The following is a 16,904-nucleotide window of genomic DNA, read 5'->3' as shown; positions in this document are numbered from 1 at the left end:
TTATGCGTTTATCAAATAACTTAATGTATCAAAGCAGCGTTAATAAAATTCTTGAAGGCCAGCAAGGTGTTGCTAATGCACAAGAGCGTGTAACAACAGGTAAAAAGTATTTATCGACCTCTGAAAGCCCGTCGGCATATTCTCAAGCGTCTTTGTATATAAACAAAATACAAACTAATGAGCAGCACACAAAAAATATTAATCAGTTGAATGGCCGTCTAGAAACCGAAGAAAGTATCTTGATGAGTATTAATACGACGATTCAAGCAGCGCAAGAATTAACGATTAGAGCGGGTAATGGTGCTATGAGTCAAACAAACTTAGAAACTATCGCAGGAGAATTACAAGAGCTACAAAAGTCGCTAGTTAATTTGATGAATAGCCAGTCAGAAGACGGTAAGTATATTTTTTCGGGATATCAAGACAGCACCCAAACATATAGTTTTGACACATCTACTGGCTTATACGAATATCAGGGAGACCAAGGCCAGCATAGTGTAACGATAGCGCAAGGTGTTCACGTAAAATCAAGTGATAATGGATTTACAACATTTGAAAAAGTGAATGCTCGGCTCAATGTTACTTCTAACGATGGCGTCTTTTCAGGAGGAGTGACCTCAGGCACTGTGTATGTGAAAAATCAAGCTGATTTTGACACGTTCCATCAAGCTAATTATGACTTAAGCCCAACAGCAAATGCTGCAGATAATTCTTTTCAAGTTGAACTTGTCGCCGGAGTAAACCCTGGCGACCCTGATACTTATATTATAAACGATGGCTATGGGAATCCTATTTCGCCAGCTGTTACCGGGGAATTTACTGGTGAGCCTATCGAGTTTGCTGGCATGGAGTTTAAGCTAGAGGGTGCAGCGCCAGGTACATTTGATTTTTCACTGCAACAACCGCAAAAAGAAAATGTACTTAATACTATGCAAAACTTAATTACAAATCTTAACAGTGGCCTAGAGGGAGATGCATTGCATGACGCATTAGCCGATGGTTTAGTACAACTGCAAAATGCCAGTGATCAAGTTGTATTTACTCAAGCGAGTTTAGGGGCGCGTATGATTTTAGTCGAGCGAGTAACAGATACCAACAGTGCACTTGATATAAATAACAAAGCGAATAAAGCGAGTTTAGTCGAAGTTGATATGGCTGAAGCAATCAGCGACTTAACGAAACATGAGACTGCTTTGCAGGCTTCACAGGCAACCTTTGGCCGCTTAGCTAATTTGTCATTATTTGATTACTTATAATGTTGTATTGTCGGAAATAGTTTGCCTTTTTAATAAAAAGCCAGTGGCAAAAAATTGTCACTGGCTTTTTTATGCTTAATAATTACTATTTTTATAGGTTAAAATCGTTATTAAACAAGATTTTATAGTTTATATTTAAACTGGCACATTTCCTGCTTTTAGTTCTACACAAAGCGCGTGGTTCCTCACATTATCATTGGACCACAGCCTAATTAAAACTAGGAGATGGTAAAATGGCATTAACAGTCAATACTAATGTGTCGTCACTCAACGCACAACGTAACTTAACAAAATCGAGCGATGGTTTAGCAACCTCAATGGAACGTTTGGCATCGGGCATGCGTATTAATAGCGCAAAAGACGATGCAGCGGGCCTACAAATTTCAAATCGTTTAACATCACAGATAAATGGTTTAGCAGTCGCACAGCGTAACGCCAATGATGGTATCTCAATGGCGCAAACCGCGGAAGGTGCAATGCAAGCTTCAACTGATATATTACAGCGTATGCGAGAGTTAGCTCTTCAATCTGCCAATGGCTCTAATTCAGATTCAGATAGAGAAGCGTTACAAAAAGAAGTTAGTGCGTTACAAACGGAGTTGACACGCATCTCTGATACAACTTCATTTGGATCTCAGAAACTATTAGATGGTTCGTTTGGAACAAAAAGCTTTCAAGTTGGTGCTAATGCCAATGAAACAATCTCAATGAGTTTAAGCAGTATAGCATCTGCAGATATTGGGACTAACCAATTGACTCTTGCTGGTACAGGGTTAGGGGCTGCTGTAACAGGTACTAGTGGTAATGGGGTTCCAACAACAACACCGACAACAGCTTTAAGTATTACTGGTAAAGACGGCCAAGCTAAAGTTTTTAATACGACAGCTGGTGATGGTGCAGATACTCTTGCTACTTTAATTAATTCTAAAACAACTGAAACAGGCGTTACTGCGGATGCAAGAACTGTAGTCTCTATAGACAGTTTAAGTGCAGCTGGAGCAACATCTTTTACATTGAATGGATCAGCTATTTCAGCAACTACATCAAGCACCACAGACTATATTTCGATTGCTGAGGCTGTTAATGAGAAATCCGGTGCGCATGGTGTTACAGCAACTGTCGATGAAACATTAGGTTTGGTACTGACTGATGAAAGTGGTAAAGATATTGTGATTGGATCTATGGTAGGTGCGACCGCGTCAATTAGGGCGGTTGAGCATGATGGAAAAACAGCAAGCACTACAGTTTTAGCAGGTGCGACTTCTGCGACCGTTGCAGGTTCTATTCGATTAAATTCTACAGAGTCATTTGCTGTAACTAGCGCTAATGCCGCATTAGAGCCAACTGGATCTCAAGTTTCAGCTAGCGTAAATGTTGGCAGTATTAACTTAGGGACTACTCAAGGCGCTCAAGATGCTTTAGATATTATAGATGGTGCTCTTTCGCAGATAGATTCACAAAGAGCTAGTCTCGGTGCAATTCAAAATCGTTTTGCTCATACAATTAGTAATTTAGCTAATATACAGGAGAATGTCTCTGCATCACGTAGCCGAATTCAAGATACTGACTTTGCGACAGAAACTGCGCACATGACGAAAAACCAAATTTTACAACAAGCGGGTACGTCAATTTTATCGCAAGCAAATCAAATACCACAAGCGGCTGTCAGCTTGTTAGGTGGTTAATTAAAGTTATAGCTTTATATATGAAAAGCGCACAGGTTGCGCTTTTTTATTGCATAAAAGGCTGTAATTTACTCGGTGAAGTGCACAACGACTTTTAGCCTCTTTGTAACTAATTCACTTAAAACTTATATGTACAAAATGTACAAAGAGAAAAATGAGAAGTAAATGAGGGGGTCAATACGACTTAAGCGAAAACAAATAGTTTTAAATAAAAAATAATTAAAATCAGTTTGTTAAGTTAAAACTTTCAAATAAAATCCATTTTTTTAAAAAAAAAACTAAAGATAAATTCTCATCTGCCGTTAACTTAACCAGTACGGAGCTTGAACATACAATTGTGAAAGTTCTTGGTTAAATCAACACAGATATATTACGAAAGTAATCAGGAGTTTTATCATGGCTTTATCAGTAAATACAAATGTATCTTCATTAAACGCTCAACGTAACTTGTCAAAATCTAGTCAAGGGTTAGCTACATCAATGGAGCGCTTAGCGTCAGGTATGCGTATCAATAGCGCTAAAGATGATGCGGCAGGCCTACAAATTTCAAATCGTTTGACCTCACAGGTAAATGGTTTAGCTGTAGCCCAGAGAAATGCTAACGATGGTATTTCTATGGCGCAAACAGCTGAAGGTGCAATGAATGAATCAACCAATATTTTACAGCGTATGCGTGAGCTTGCTCTACAATCGGCAAATGGTTCAAATTCAGATTCAGATCGCGAAGCGCTTCAAAAAGAAGTAAGTGCTTTGCAAACTGAATTAACGCGAATTTCAGATACAACATCATTTGGATCTCAAAAATTACTTGATGGTACTTTTGGTACGAAGACTTTCCAAGTAGGAGCTAATGCGAATGAAACGATATCGATGAGTTTAAGTAGTATTGCTGCATCAGATATTGGGACAAATCAATTGACACTTGCGGGTACAGCTTTAGGTGCTGCTAATGCAAGTGGAACCGTTAATGGCGTAACTGCAATTAACCCTGCTGTTACTTTGACTGGCAAGGATGGTGTGGCTACAGCATTTGCTACTACTGCCGGCCAGAGCGCAGCTTCGCTTGCTAACTCTATAAATGCCAAGACATCTGATACCGGAATTACTGCTGATGCTAGAACAGTAGCAGGAATTAATACTCTTTCAGCAGCTGGAGCAGTATCATTTTCTTTAAATGGCTCAACTATATCAGCAACCACATCTAGTACAACTGATTATGCAGCATTAGCTGAGGCAGTTAATGAAAAATCAGGAGCACACGGAGTTACAGCTACTGTTGATGATACACGAGGATTGATATTAACAGACGAAAGTGGAAAGGACATCAAAGTTACAGGTATGACAGGAATGACAGCTTCTTTCCAAGGCTATGAGGCAGATGGTACTACTGCTGCAGGTGCGGCTGTTGCTACTGCTACGGAAGCAGTTATAGCTGGTTCAATTAAGTTGAACTCAACTGAGTCATTTGCGGTTCTGGGCGGTGATGCAGCTATTGAATCAACTACAGCTCAAGTATCATCAAGTGTTAATGTTGGCAGTGTTAACTTGGGAACTGTTTCAGGAGCCCAAAATGCTTTAGATATTATTGATGGTGCATTAGCTGAAATTGATTCACAGCGTGCAGACCTAGGTGCGATTCAAAACCGTTTTGGTCACACAATCAGTAACCTTGCAAACATTTCTGAAAACGTAGCAGCTTCACGTAGCCGTATTCAAGATACAGACTTTGCAACAGAAACTGCACACATGACTAAAAACCAAATCTTGCAACAAGCGGGTACCTCAATCTTGTCGCAAGCGAATCAGTTACCACAAGCAGCACTTAGCTTAATTGGCTAATAGCGCTTAGGTTAATGATTAGCTAGACTAATGATTAAGTCAGCATTAGTTAAATAATGAAAAGGAGATTGGCTTACGCTAATCTCCTTTTGTTGTATTAGCTAGTAGATAAAATTAAGGAGGCGTTATGAGTGCAATAACCCAAAGCCCTGATTACGCAGTGGCTCCGAAAAAGGTTGACGATAAAGTAACGGCGAGTCCGCAGTTAGTCGCCAATGCTGTTGAAGAGTCAACGAAAGCAGAAAATACGTTACAGCAACAACAAGCAGAACGCAGTGTGCAAGCCGAGCAAAAAACTGCTGAAAAAGATGAACTAGGCCGCGAGCAGCTTGAGAAAATGGCGCAACAATTGCAGGACTTCATGGGCGAAATGAACCGCAGTTTGCAGTTTCAAGTAGACGAAGAGTCGGGCCGTGATGTCATTAAAGTGGTTGATAAAAACAGTGGTGAGTTAATTAAGCAATACCCATCAGAAGAAGTGTTGAGCTTGGTGGCTAAGCTTTCTGAAACCGCGGGTTTTTTAATTGATCAAACAGCTTAGCTGTTTGCTACTTTGATTTAAATAAGTATTTAAGAGGATGTGTTATGGCTATTTCATTTAATGGTTTAGGTTCAGGTTTAGCAGTATCAGATATTGTTGATGCGCTTGTAAATGCTGAGCGCACCCCTTTTACTTCACGTTTAAATAGAAAAGAAGCAACTTTAACAACGGATATTTCAGCAGCTGGTGCTTTAAAGTCAGCCCTCGAAAAACTGCAAACATCTATGGAAGCACTAGGCGAAGTAGATAATTATCAAAAGCGCAGTATTTCTGGTAGTGATGATTTTGTATCGTTAAGCTCAGATAAAAATGCTCAGCCTGGTGGTTATAACGTAAAAGTTGATGCGCTTGCACAAGCCCACAAACTGTCATCACCAGCATTTGCAGCGGATGAGCCAATTGGCAGTGGTGTTATTACTATAAGCTCGGGCGATAATAGTTTTTCTACTGTTTTGTCACCAACAAATACATTAGAAGATTTACGAGATCAAATAAATAATGGTCCATTCACGGGTTCTGATAGCAATAATTCTGTTACTGCAACGATAGTAACTACTGACGCAGGGCAGCATTTAGTGCTAACAAGTAAAGAGACCGGTGAAGAAAATGCAATTAGCATTACAGTGCAAGATGGTGATGGTAACAATACAGATGCAAGCGGCCTTTCTCGCTTAGCATATGATGTATCTGATGCAGATCCTGCGAATCACGTAACTAATTTAACCGAAGTCGATGCCGCGCAGAATGCACAAATCACCATTGATGGCACACTAACCGTGACGAGTAACACTAACGAGTTTAAAAGCGTCATTGATGGGGTAGATATCACAGCTAAAAAAGTACATGGCACAGATGACGATAACAGCACATTAAAAGTTACCGAAAATAATAATAATATCAAAGCGGGCTTAAATAGCTTTATAGAAAGCTATAACGAACTACTTGAACTTAGTAATAACCTTGGTAAGTCAGGTGAAAGCGGTGCGGGTGTAATGGCCGGTGACTCTATGCTGCGTGGTGTAATGTCTAAACTTCGTCAGCAATTAACCAGTGAAGTTAGCTTGAGTGATGGCAGTAGTTTGTCGTTATCTAAGCTAGGAGTCGAAGCCGACCGTTACGGCAAATTAAGTTTAGATACTGAACGCTTAAACGAGCAAGTAGAAGCCGATGTAGACCTAGTTCAAGAGTTCTTTTTAGGTGAGGGCGATGAAGGCGGCTTTGCGCAGTCTTTTGATGACTTAATGAGTTTTTATACTGACTCCGATGGTATTGTTCAAAACAGGATTAACAGTAAACAAACTCAGTTAGATGGCTTAGATGATGAGCGCATTGATTTTGCAAGAAAAATGGAGTCGTTAGAGTCTCGTTTATATGCGCAATATAACAGTATGGATTTACTAGTTGCACAAATGAACTCAACCAGTAGTTATGTTCAAGCGCAGCTTGATAATATGCCTGGGGTGGTTAAAAAGAGTAAATAATTTAATTAGTCTGTTTTCTTATCTGTATTTAGGCGCCAACTTTTTTGGCGCTTTTTTTTGCATTAGCGCATAAGCTCTTCTTCAGTAAATATTTCGCTTTGTTTGAATAGAAGTATAAAAGCCAATTCACTATCTACAGCCGCGCCTTTATTTTGCACAATTGATACAGCGCTAATCAGTGACGTTAGTAACACGTTTATATAACTGAGTATGTTAAAAGCAACTAAACGCAAATTAGCGTTTAGTTGCTTTATATTTAGAAATAGCTTTATGTGATTTACGCTGATTAATAAGTTCAGTCTGAGTTTTGTCTCTGGCGTTTTTAAGTCTAGCTGTAGCGGCTAAAATTTTGGCTTGTATAGCTAAGAGTTCATGCTCTAGAGGCGGGTTTGCACCCTCACACCAATCTTTTAACTCTTGGTCTATGGCTATTAATGTATGACTGGCAAGCTCAATCTCTGTTTTATCGATGTGCTCTGACAATGCTGTGAGTAATGCATTCAGCGCGCTATAATCAGACATTATTGTTCAGCTTTAGGTGTGCGCTCATCAGCAGGAATAGAGTCCCAGCCTTCTTTAATTTCTTTTACTATACGAATAACATCATTAACAGCGTCAATATCATTTTTGATATTTGCTTCTATCAGGCGACGTTGGCAAAAATCGTAAAGCGATAAAAGGTTACCTGAAATATCACCACCGTGATCAAAATTCAATGCATCTTGCAATGCGCCAAACAATAAAATACAACTTGAGATGTTTTCACCCTTTTTCTCAAACTCTTTTCGTTCAATAAACCCTTTGGTTGCTGCTAACCGGCCAATGATATTACTGAAAATTAAATTGATCTGTTCGTAAGGTGTCATTTCGTTAATGTTACTAACGCTGACTTGACTGTATTTTTTTACCGAGATGTGTGCCATGAGAAAATCCTATAATTAAAACATCAATTAATAAAACTTTTAGCAATATTAATGCCATGTATATTATCGGCAGAACTAACTTTTTCTTTATCTTAGTCTAGGTGAATTATACAAATGTGTGTAGCGGTACTGAAGCAAAAAACAGACTGTAAATAATTTTAACCCTTTAGTATTGGTTATAGCTGCTAAGTGACTATTTTTTGGCGTTGATGTCAAAAAGTTGCCGCTTAGCGCTTGCATCCCTCTTAAACTCGCTTACAATTTAGAAACTAACTAACCCGTAGTCACTGTGGTTCGCCAATAATGATCTTAATTTTAGACAATAATAATAATCGTGCGATTGGTTTAAATGCAGCCCTCACTTTTATCGGAGAAGCTGTACAACTCGTTGATGAGTCAACACTTCAATCATTTTGTGAAAAACATCAACAACAAGAGTGCATGGTTATTCTTGGTGCACTTCAGCAATTAGATCATGAGTCTGTCATTAAACAGTTTCCTGCGATCCCTTTTCTTTTGATTGGTGAAACGTTAAAGCCACTTTTAAGCATTGCCAATGTTGTAGGCTTAATTTGTGAGCCATTTAATCATGATGTGACTACGCAGCTTTTACATGATTGTCAGCAGTATCAACGTATGTTGCCGGGCGATCATAAACAGTCAAAATCGAATAAATTGTTTGATGGTTTGGTTGGTGAAACAGATGCCGTTAAAGATGTGCGTTTTTTAATTGAGCAAGTTGCTAAAACCGATGCCAATGTGCTGATACTCGGTGAATCTGGAACGGGTAAAGAAGTGGTTGCGCGAAATGTTCATTTGCTATCTAAGCGCAGCTCCGGCCCATTCGTTCCCGTTAACTGTGGTGCCATTCCGGGTGAGTTATTAGAAAGTGAATTATTTGGCCATGAGAAAGGTGCATTTACAGGTGCAATTTCGGCGCGAAAAGGGCGTTTTGAATTAGCCCAAGGTGGTACGCTCTTTCTTGATGAAATTGGTGATATGCCGCTACAGATGCAAGTAAAGTTGCTGCGCGTTTTACAAGAGCGAAGCTATGAGCGGGTCGGTGGTACAAAACCAATTCAAGCCGATGTGCGTATTATTGCAGCGACCCATCGTAATTTAGAAGAGATGATAGAAAAAGGCGATTTTCGTGAAGATTTATTCTATCGTTTAAATGTATTTCCTATTGAGAACCCGTCGTTAAGCGAACGCGCTGATGATATTCCGCTCCTGCTTAAAGAGTTAATGCGTCGTGTTAACGAGCAAAGTGGCACGACGGCGAAGTTTACAGAGCGAGCAATTCAAAGCTTAAAAGAGCATGCGTGGCCTGGGAATATTCGTGAACTGGCAAACTTGGTTGAGCGTATGGTGATCATGTTCCCTGATAAAGTGGTTGATGTGCCAGATTTACCTGCAAAGTATCGTTACATAGAAGTTGAAGCCTATCAGCCTGAGTACCCTGAAGAGTTGATGGAACGAGATGCATTTAACGATATATTCAGCACTGGCTTTAGCGATTATGAAGATGAAGGGCCGCAAACGCCCGCTACACATGTTGACTCGGGTTTATTACCAGATGATGGCATTGAGCTTAAAGAATACTTAGCAGAACTTGAAATTAGCCTAATTAGTCAAGCGCTTGAGCGTTATGACTATGTTGTAGCGCGTGCTGCCGAAATTTTAGGCGTGCGCCGCACGACACTTGTCGAAAAAATGAAAAAATATAACTTATCGCGAGACTAGCGCTTGTTTGTATTATGTAGGTCGATGTTTACGGGAATACCTGAATTAACAGGCTAAAGTACGACCTACTTGATATCGCATTACCTTCCTTTATTTAAATCAAGCGCTTAATATTGCTCGATTATCTGGGCTTTTCTAAAACAATCATTACTGTGATCGTTAACCATGCCACAGGCCTGCATATGAGCATAAACAGTTGTTGGGCCTAAAAATTTAAAACCACGTTTTTTTAAATCTTTTGCAAAGGCTGTCGAGGCTTCAGTAATGGCTGGATAATCTTCAAGTTTATCGACATTATTCACCAAAGGTTTGCCCCCGACGAACTGCCATTGGTAATTTGAAAAGCTACCAAACTCTTTTTGTATCTCAATAAATCGCTTGGCATTATTAATCGTGGCGGCAATTTTTAAGCGATTGCGAATAATGCTGTCATCTTGCATCAGGCGTTCAATGTCGCTGTCATCCATTTGTGCAACGTCGTCAACAACAAAATTTTTAAAGGCGCGACGGTAGCCATCACGCTTTTTTAAAATTGTGTACCAGCTGAGTCCTGCTTGTGCAGATTCTAAAGTAATGAACTCAAAAAGGCGGTGGTCATCATAAATTGGCACCCCCCATTCTTCGTCATGATAGGCGACATAATCGTCTTTGCTGGTATCGAGCCATGGGCAGCGGTTGTGGTGATGGTGATGCATCGTTCCCTCGCAATTGTCATTTTTTTGTCGTTGTAAAATTAACGCTAAACTACTGAAATAAAACAATAATAATTATGGTACGGATTGTGCATTTACACAGCTAGACACGATTTTTTGAGTATCGATTATGGCCTTAGCACATGTACTAAAACCACAATTTATCACAGCTAATCAATATAACCCATGTTTACAGCAAGAAGAGTATGTGGGTGAGTTGAGTGAACTTCGTCAGCAAGCAAGTTGGTTGAGCCATTTGGTTGATACCATGCCTGCGGGGGTTGTGGTATTGGATGGCCGCGGCATGATTGCAAAAGCGAATCAAATCGCTATCGATATGCTTGGTGAGCCTCTGGAAGGTGAAAAGTGGTTCAGCGTTATTCAGCGCTCTTTTCGTCCTAAACAAGATGATGGTCACGAAGTCTCACTCAAAGATGGTCGCTTGATTAAGCTTGATATAACGGCTCTGACGCCAGAACCGGGGCAATTAATTTTAATGACCGATTTGACCGAAACACGTCGACTGCAAAAGCGTGTTGCACACATGCAGCGCCTGAGTGCGCTGGGTAAAATGGTCGCATCGCTTGCGCATCAAGTAAGAACACCGCTTTCGGCTGCTATGTTATATGCGGCTAATTTAGGCTCTAAACGCTTACCTGAAAGCTCGCGGGGTAATTTTCATAACAAGTTAATGTCACGATTAAAAGATTTAGAAACCCAAGTGAATGATATGTTGTTGTTTGCTAAAAGTGGCGAACAGCAAGTAGTTGAGCGTGTATCAATGCAGCAATTACTCAATGAAGTAAAAGCGGGGGCTGATGCTATGGTGGCGCAAAACCACAGTGAATTAAGCGTTAGTTTGCCAGAGCCTGATATTGAAATTGTGGGCAATAAAACAGCGTTAGCCAGTGCTGTTCAAAATCTTATTCATAACAGTATTCAAATTATTGGCCAGCACGCAAAAGTGTCACTCAGCGCTCAGCGTGATGAGAGGAGTGAACACTGTGTTCGTATCAGCGTCAGCGATAATGGCCCTGGAGTCGATATTAGCCAAGCCGAAAAATTATTTGAACCCTTTTACACAACGAAAAGCCAAGGTACAGGGCTTGGGCTTGCAGTCGTAAGCTCAGTCGCTAATGCGCATCAAGGACGGGTCGAAGTGGCTAATAACGCCCATGGGGGGGCATGTTTTAGTTTAATCCTGCCCATTAGTGCAGAAACTACGTCAGTGGAGGCAAGATGAATACGAACTCTATTTTAGTCGTTGAAGACGACGCAGGCTTACGCGAAGCCTTAATTGATACATTGGAAATGTCAGGTATTGATTGCATCGCTGCCGACAGTGCCGAGCAAGCAATGGTATTGCTAAAGCAAGGGACGTATTCATTGGTGGTAAGCGATGTACAAATGGGCGCGATGAGCGGCCTTGATTTATTGCGTAGCATTAAACTTAATTACCCTGAACTACCAGTATTAATGATGACAGCATACGCCACCATTGATGATGCGGTTGAGGCAATGCGTTTAGGGGCTATTGATTATATGGCTAAACCATTTGCACCCGAAGTTTTATTGAATATGGTGAGTCGTTATTTACCCGAGAAAGAAAAAGAAACCGATGGGCCGATTGTCGCGGATCCATCCAGTATTAAATTACTTGAGCTGGCCAGTAAAGTGGCACGTTCAGATGCCAGTGTCATGGTGCTCGGACCCAGTGGTTCGGGTAAAGAAGTGCTGGCGCGCTTTATTCACGATAAATCAAGTCGCGCTGACGCCCCTTTTGTAGCGATTAACTGTGCCGCTATTCCTGAGAACATGTTAGAAGCGACCTTGTTTGGTTATGAAAAAGGCGCATTTACTGGGGCGATTCAAGCGTGTCCGGGCAAATTTGAACAAGCACAAGGTGGCACTATCTTGCTTGACGAAATCACCGAAATGGATTTGGGTCTGCAAGCTAAGTTACTGCGTGTTTTGCAAGAGCGTGAAGTTGAGCGTTTGGGTGGTCGTAAAACCATTGAGCTCGATGTTAGGGTACTCGCAACCAGTAACCGTGATTTAAAAGAAGCTGTTAGCGAAAATTTATTCAGAGAAGATTTGTATTATCGTTTAAATGTTTTTCCTTTAATGTGGCGTCCGCTGTGTGAGCGCCCAGGTGATATTATTGTCCTTGCAGAGCATTTAATTGAGCGTCATTGCATCAGAAGTAAAGAGCCTATCGCATTATTAACTGAGCAAGCTAAGCAAAAACTGCTATCGCATGCTTGGCCGGGTAATGTCCGAGAACTTGATAATGTGATTCAGCGTGCACTGATACTATGTGATGGTAATAGCATTCATGAAGACGATATATTTATTGAAGAGCTCTTAGTGGCTAAAGCACAGACTGTAAATAGTGCACCGGTGCAAAATGCCCCGGTTTATAAAGAGCAAGTGGTTAACCCCATGCATGACGAAATTCCATCTGTGAACGAGCAGGGAAATTATAAAGATGAGCTTAAAGACAAAGAGCATCGCATTATTTTAGAAACCCTAGCTAGGTGCCAAGGAAAGCGCAAAGAGGTTGCTGAAACATTAGGGATTAGTCCACGAACACTTAGATATAAACTAGCTCAAATGCGCGACTTAGGTATTGCATTACCCGCTTAAAAGCATCCCCCCTTAACTGACAAGCTCACTCCGTGTGGGCTTGTTTGCTGTCAAAACTCTGACAAACAAAATAACCATCTAACACATTGATTTATAGTGTTTTATTTTGTGGCACGTTTTGTGCTTTATCTGTGTATAAGTAAACTGCATTGTCAGAGAGTATTATGAAAGTTCAAAACAGCGCATTATTTCAAGAAATGCAATCTATGGCACTTGAAGCTAGCCGTAGTCAATCCGTTAATAATTTACCAACTCAGGCTCAGCCAACATCATCGGCGCAATTTGGTGACTTACTTACAAGCGCGCTAGATACCGTTAATGGCCTGCAGCAAGAAGCAAAACAAAAAGTAACAGCACTTGAGATGGGAGACCGCAGTGTATCCCTTGCTGAAGTAATGATTGCTTCGCAAAAGTCTTCGGTTGCTTTTGAAGCAACGGTGCAAGTTCGCAACAAACTTGTTGAAGCATATAAAGAAATCATGAACATGCCTGTTTAACTAGGTAGTGGAGAATTATTGTGGCGCAATCTAATCAATCAACTGATCTAGCCCTCGCAGGCGGCGGTGTCGATACTTCAGACACGGATGATCAACAAGAGCAAAAGTCAGGCTACCTCAGTGCCCTCAATGGCGTTGATGTATTACGTCAGGTGACGTTGGTCATTGCACTGGCTATTTGTTTGGCAATCGCAATTTTTATTATTATCTGGGCTCGTCAACCAGATATGCGACCGCTGGGTAAAATGCCAACCGAAGAGCTTATCCAAACGCTGGACTTTTTAGACGCACAGAAGATTGATTATGAACTTGATGGTAATGTCATCTCAGTTGAAGAAGGCGAATACCAAAATATTAAATTATTGATGGCCCGTGAAGGTCTTGAGCAAGCGCCAAGCTCAGGCACCGACATCATCATGCAAGATATGGGCTTTGGTGTTAGCCAACGCTTAGAACGTGAACGTTTAAAACATGGTCGTGAGCAGCAACTTGCTCGTACAATCGAAGAGCTAAAAAATGTCACTCGCGCCAAAGTGCTTTTAGCAATTCCAAAAGAAAACGTATTTGCTCGTCGTGAAAAATTACCATCAGCTACCGTTGTACTGACTCTTAAACGTGGCCGTATGTTAGATGGTGAAGAAATCGACTCAGTTGTTGATATTGTTGCCTCTGCAGTACAAGGTCTTTCACCTGAGCGTGTTACGGTGACAGATCAAAACGGTCGCTTACTTAATTCGGGTTCACAAAATTCACTGGCAGCGCGTTCTCGCAAAGAATATGAAATTGAGCGCAAGCGTGAAGAAGAATACTTAAATAAAATCGACAGCATCTTAATTCCTGTCGTAGGCTTAGGTAATTACACTGCGCAAGTTGATTTAAATATGGACTTTAGTGCGGTAGAAGAAACACAAAAGCGCTACAACCCAGACTTACCTGCAGTGCGCAGTGAAACAACATTTGAAGAAAATAACATTGGTGGCCTTGCTGTGGGGATCCCAGGTGCCTTGACTAATCAACCGCCTGTTAATTCAAATATTCCTGAAGTTGCAGGACAAGGGGGCGCTGGTAGTGCAATGAACCCAAGTCGTTCGCACAAAGAAGCAACCCGTAATTACGAGCTAGATACCACTATTTCTCATAAGCGTCAGCAAACAGGTGTTATTCGTCGTATTAGTGTATCTGTTGCGGTTGACTATGTGCCGCAAGTGGGTGAAAACGGCGAGACAACAATGGTTCCTCGTTCTGTTGAAGCGCTGTCAAATATCCGTCGCTTGCTACAAGGCGGAGTGGGGTTTGATATGCAACGTGGTGATGCGCTTGAAGTTGTTACTGTTCCGTTTGTACGTGAAGATACCGCTGCGGCCATAGAAGTGCCTATTTGGGAACAAGACTGGTTTATGAAGATATTGCGTTTATCATTAGGTGCATTAGTGATTATCGTACTTATCATGGCGGTTGTGAAACCTATGCTGAAACGCTTAATTTACCCAGATGATACACTTGAAGAGTATGATGAAGATGCACTTAGCTCTGGTGTAGATATTGGTGATAGTACGCTAGATATGCTAAATAAAGACTTTGACTCTGCTGCTGTAGGATTCTCAAGTGATGGTACACTACAGCTGCCAGATTTACATGGTGATGAAGATTTACTCAAAGCAGTTCGTGCATTGGTTGCTAATGAACCAGAACTGTCTTCTCAAGTAGTGAAAGCGTGGTTAACTGAAGATGACTGATCAAGAACAAAAACAACTCCCACCGGCGTTTGATGTTGATAAATTAGACGGTGTTGATAAAGCAGCGATTTTATTGCTGAGTTTATCGGAAGAAGATGCTGCGCAAATTCTAAAACACTTAGAGCCTAAGCAAGTGCAAAAAGTGGGCATGGCGATGGCTGCATTAGACGATTTATCGCAAGCGAAAATCAGCGCCGTTCATAACTTGTTTATTGAGCAAATTCAAAGCTTCAGTACCATAGGTTTCCAATCTGAAGACTTTATTAAAAAAGCGCTTACGGCCGCACTTGGTGAAGATAAGGCCGCCAGCCTAATCGACCAAATTGTGATGGGTTCGGGAGCGAAAGGTCTTGATTCACTTAAGTGGATGGACTCGAAACAGGTGGCTAATATTATTCGTAATGAGCACCCGCAGATTCAAACCATTGTGCTTTCTTACTTAGAGCCTGAACAGTCAGCCGAGATTCTGTCGCAATTCCCAGAGAAAGTGCGTCTTGATTTAACGATGCGTATTGCGAACCTTGAAGAAGTTCAACCAGCTGCATTGCAAGAGTTAAACGAGATCATGGAGAAACAGTTCGCCGGCCAAGCAGGTGCACAGGCAGCGAAAATGGGCGGCTTAAAAGCAGCGGCAGATATCATGAACTACCTTGATACCAATATTGAAGGTCAGTTAATGGATTCGATTCGTGAGCATGACGAAGAAATGTCGCAACAAATTCAAGACTTGATGTTCGTATTCGAAAACTTAATGGATGTAGAAGATCGAGGCATTCAAGCGATTCTGCGCGAAGTACAGCAAGATGTCCTTATGAAAGCGATTAAAGGCACAGATGAGGCACTGAAAGAGAAGATCTTAAGTAATATGTCTAAACGTGCAGCGGAATTACTGGCCGACGACTTAGAAGCTATGGGCCCTGTGCGTATTAGTGAAGTAGAAGCGGCACAAAAAGAAATTTTGTCTACAGCACGTCGTTTAGCTGACTCAGGCGAAATTATGCTTGGCGGTGGCGGTGGTGAGGAGTTCCTGTAAACCATGACAAAGCCTTCTTTTCATCCCGGACGCCCAGTTCATGCAAGTGACGCAGTCGATGAACTACTCGAGAACTGGCCGATTCCTGATGTAGCGCAAGATACCCGAAAGCTTGCTGGGCGCTCAACAGCTTACGGTACCCCTTTGGCTGATCTGTACCGTAAAGAGCAAGAAAAAAAAGACGTTGAAGAAGAGCCAGAAGAACCTGAATTTCCACCTTTGACGATGGCTGAGCTTGAAAAAATTCGTCAAGATGCTTTCGACGAAGGCTTAAAGCAAGGCCATGAGCAAGGTTACATTGATGGCTTTGAAAAAGGCGTGGGTGAAGGAAAAGAAGCGGGCTACAAAGAGGGTGTTGAGCTGGGTAAAGCACAAGGCCAAGAAGACATAAAACCGATTTTAGAAGAGCAACTGACTACGCTAAGAAGTTTGCTTGATAGCCTAACTCAGCCCTTATCAAAAGTGGATGAAAGTGCTGAAAAGCAACTTGTTCAACTAGCCGTTATGCTCAGCGAATCGCTTATCTATCAAGAAATAAAAACATCACCAGATGTTATTTTGCATGCACTTAAACACGCTATTGATGCACTAGCAGAAGAGCAAACAAGAGTGCGTATTCATCTACACCCAGATGACATTGCGCTGATCACCGAAAGTTACGGTGAGCAAACTATTGCAGATAATCACTGGCAATTAGTGGCTGAACCGACACTTGAACGCGGCGGCTGCGAAATAAAAACCCCGCAATCATCCATCGATATGACCGTAAAAACACGCGTCAAAGAAACATTGGAAAACTTCTTGCATAATAGTGGTATCTAACTCTTTTTAG

At 41.3% G+C, this 16,904-nt stretch carries 15 protein-coding genes; 12 read left to right on the top strand and 3 right to left on the bottom strand.

The window, feature by feature from the left end; all coding sequences use genetic code 11:
* The first annotated feature begins 2 nt into the window (after positions 1–2).
* The 5 genes from flgL (at position 3) to fliD (ending at position 6,802) form a co-directional block, all read left to right on the top strand.
* Positions 3–1,256: a flagellar hook-associated protein FlgL gene (flgL, locus tag LPA49_RS15160; protein WP_230237016.1), complete on the top strand. Its 1,254-nt coding sequence runs from the start codon at positions 3–5 to the stop codon at positions 1,254–1,256.
* A 233-nt stretch (positions 1,257–1,489) separates the two neighbouring features.
* Entirely contained in the window at positions 1,490–2,941 is a 1,452-nt protein-coding gene (locus LPA49_RS15155; RefSeq protein ID WP_230237014.1) for a flagellin, read from the top strand.
* 396 nt (positions 2,942–3,337) lie between these two features.
* Complete coding sequence (locus tag LPA49_RS15150; RefSeq protein WP_230237011.1) at positions 3,338–4,780, top strand: flagellin; 1,443 nt, start codon at positions 3,338–3,340, stop codon at positions 4,778–4,780.
* Positions 4,781–4,907: 127 nt separating this feature from the next.
* A complete protein-coding gene (locus tag LPA49_RS15145) occupies positions 4,908–5,321 on the top strand; it encodes a flagellar protein FlaG (protein ID WP_230237008.1) in 414 nt (137 codons plus the stop codon).
* 44 nt (positions 5,322–5,365) lie between these two features.
* Complete coding sequence (gene fliD / locus LPA49_RS15140; RefSeq protein ID WP_230237005.1) at positions 5,366–6,802, top strand: flagellar filament capping protein FliD; 1,437 nt, start codon at positions 5,366–5,368, stop codon at positions 6,800–6,802.
* 234 nt (positions 6,803–7,036) lie between these two features.
* On the opposite strand, the gene LPA49_RS15135 is transcribed toward fliD, so the two are convergent.
* Together LPA49_RS15135 and fliS are read right to left on the bottom strand one after the other, a co-directional pair.
* The gene (locus LPA49_RS15135) at positions 7,037–7,324 is read right to left on the bottom strand and encodes a hypothetical protein (RefSeq protein ID WP_230237003.1); all 288 of its coding nucleotides are present in this window, start codon (positions 7,322–7,324) and stop codon (positions 7,037–7,039) included.
* On the bottom strand, positions 7,324–7,725 hold the full coding sequence (gene fliS / locus LPA49_RS15130; protein ID WP_230237000.1) for a flagellar export chaperone FliS: 402 nt from the start codon (positions 7,723–7,725) through the stop codon (positions 7,324–7,326). The genes LPA49_RS15135 and fliS overlap by 1 nt, the downstream gene beginning before the upstream one ends.
* A 303-nt stretch (positions 7,726–8,028) precedes the next feature.
* Here fliS and LPA49_RS15125 point away from each other — a divergent pair, with 303 nt between their 5' ends.
* Positions 8,029–9,468 carry a sigma-54 dependent transcriptional regulator gene (locus LPA49_RS15125; RefSeq protein WP_230236998.1) on the top strand — a complete coding sequence of 480 codons (1,440 nt, stop codon included), beginning with the start codon at positions 8,029–8,031 and terminating at the stop codon, positions 9,466–9,468.
* A gap of 107 nt (positions 9,469–9,575) precedes the next feature.
* Here LPA49_RS15125 and LPA49_RS15120 read toward each other — a convergent pair whose 3' ends face one another.
* Positions 9,576–10,163 carry a DNA-3-methyladenine glycosylase I gene (locus LPA49_RS15120; RefSeq protein WP_199524105.1) on the bottom strand — a complete coding sequence of 196 codons (588 nt, stop codon included), beginning with the start codon at positions 10,161–10,163 and terminating at the stop codon, positions 9,576–9,578.
* A 127-nt stretch (positions 10,164–10,290) separates the two neighbouring features.
* Here LPA49_RS15120 and LPA49_RS15115 point away from each other — a divergent pair, with 127 nt between their 5' ends.
* From LPA49_RS15115 to fliH, 6 genes are all read left to right on the top strand, one after another.
* On the top strand, positions 10,291–11,403 hold the full coding sequence (locus LPA49_RS15115; RefSeq protein ID WP_230236995.1) for a PAS domain-containing sensor histidine kinase: 1,113 nt from the start codon (positions 10,291–10,293) through the stop codon (positions 11,401–11,403).
* Entirely contained in the window at positions 11,400–12,806 is a 1,407-nt protein-coding gene (locus LPA49_RS15110) for a sigma-54 dependent transcriptional regulator (RefSeq protein ID WP_230236992.1), read from the top strand. The genes LPA49_RS15115 and LPA49_RS15110 overlap by 4 nt, the downstream gene beginning before the upstream one ends.
* Positions 12,807–12,970: 164 nt before the next feature.
* The gene (gene fliE, locus LPA49_RS15105) at positions 12,971–13,303 is read left to right on the top strand and encodes a flagellar hook-basal body complex protein FliE (RefSeq protein ID WP_036970144.1); all 333 of its coding nucleotides are present in this window, start codon (positions 12,971–12,973) and stop codon (positions 13,301–13,303) included.
* A gap of 20 nt (positions 13,304–13,323) precedes the next feature.
* Entirely contained in the window at positions 13,324–15,039 is a 1,716-nt protein-coding gene (gene fliF, locus LPA49_RS15100; RefSeq protein ID WP_065978746.1) for a flagellar basal-body MS-ring/collar protein FliF, read from the top strand.
* On the top strand, positions 15,032–16,072 hold the full coding sequence (fliG, locus tag LPA49_RS15095) for a flagellar motor switch protein FliG (RefSeq protein WP_036970138.1): 1,041 nt from the start codon (positions 15,032–15,034) through the stop codon (positions 16,070–16,072). The genes fliF and fliG overlap by 8 nt, the downstream gene beginning before the upstream one ends.
* A 3-nt stretch (positions 16,073–16,075) precedes the next feature.
* Entirely contained in the window at positions 16,076–16,894 is an 819-nt protein-coding gene (fliH, locus tag LPA49_RS15090; protein WP_230236989.1) for a flagellar assembly protein FliH, read from the top strand.
* Positions 16,895–16,904: the final 10 nt, after the last annotated feature.

Origin of the sequence: Pseudoalteromonas sp. MB41, assembly GCF_020966275.1 — a bacterium.
In the GTDB taxonomy this organism is placed as follows: Bacteria; Pseudomonadota; Gammaproteobacteria; order Enterobacterales; family Alteromonadaceae; genus Pseudoalteromonas; species Pseudoalteromonas lipolytica.
The sequence above is the reverse complement of the archived record's forward strand: the minus strand, read 5'-3'. Positions and strand labels throughout refer to the sequence as shown.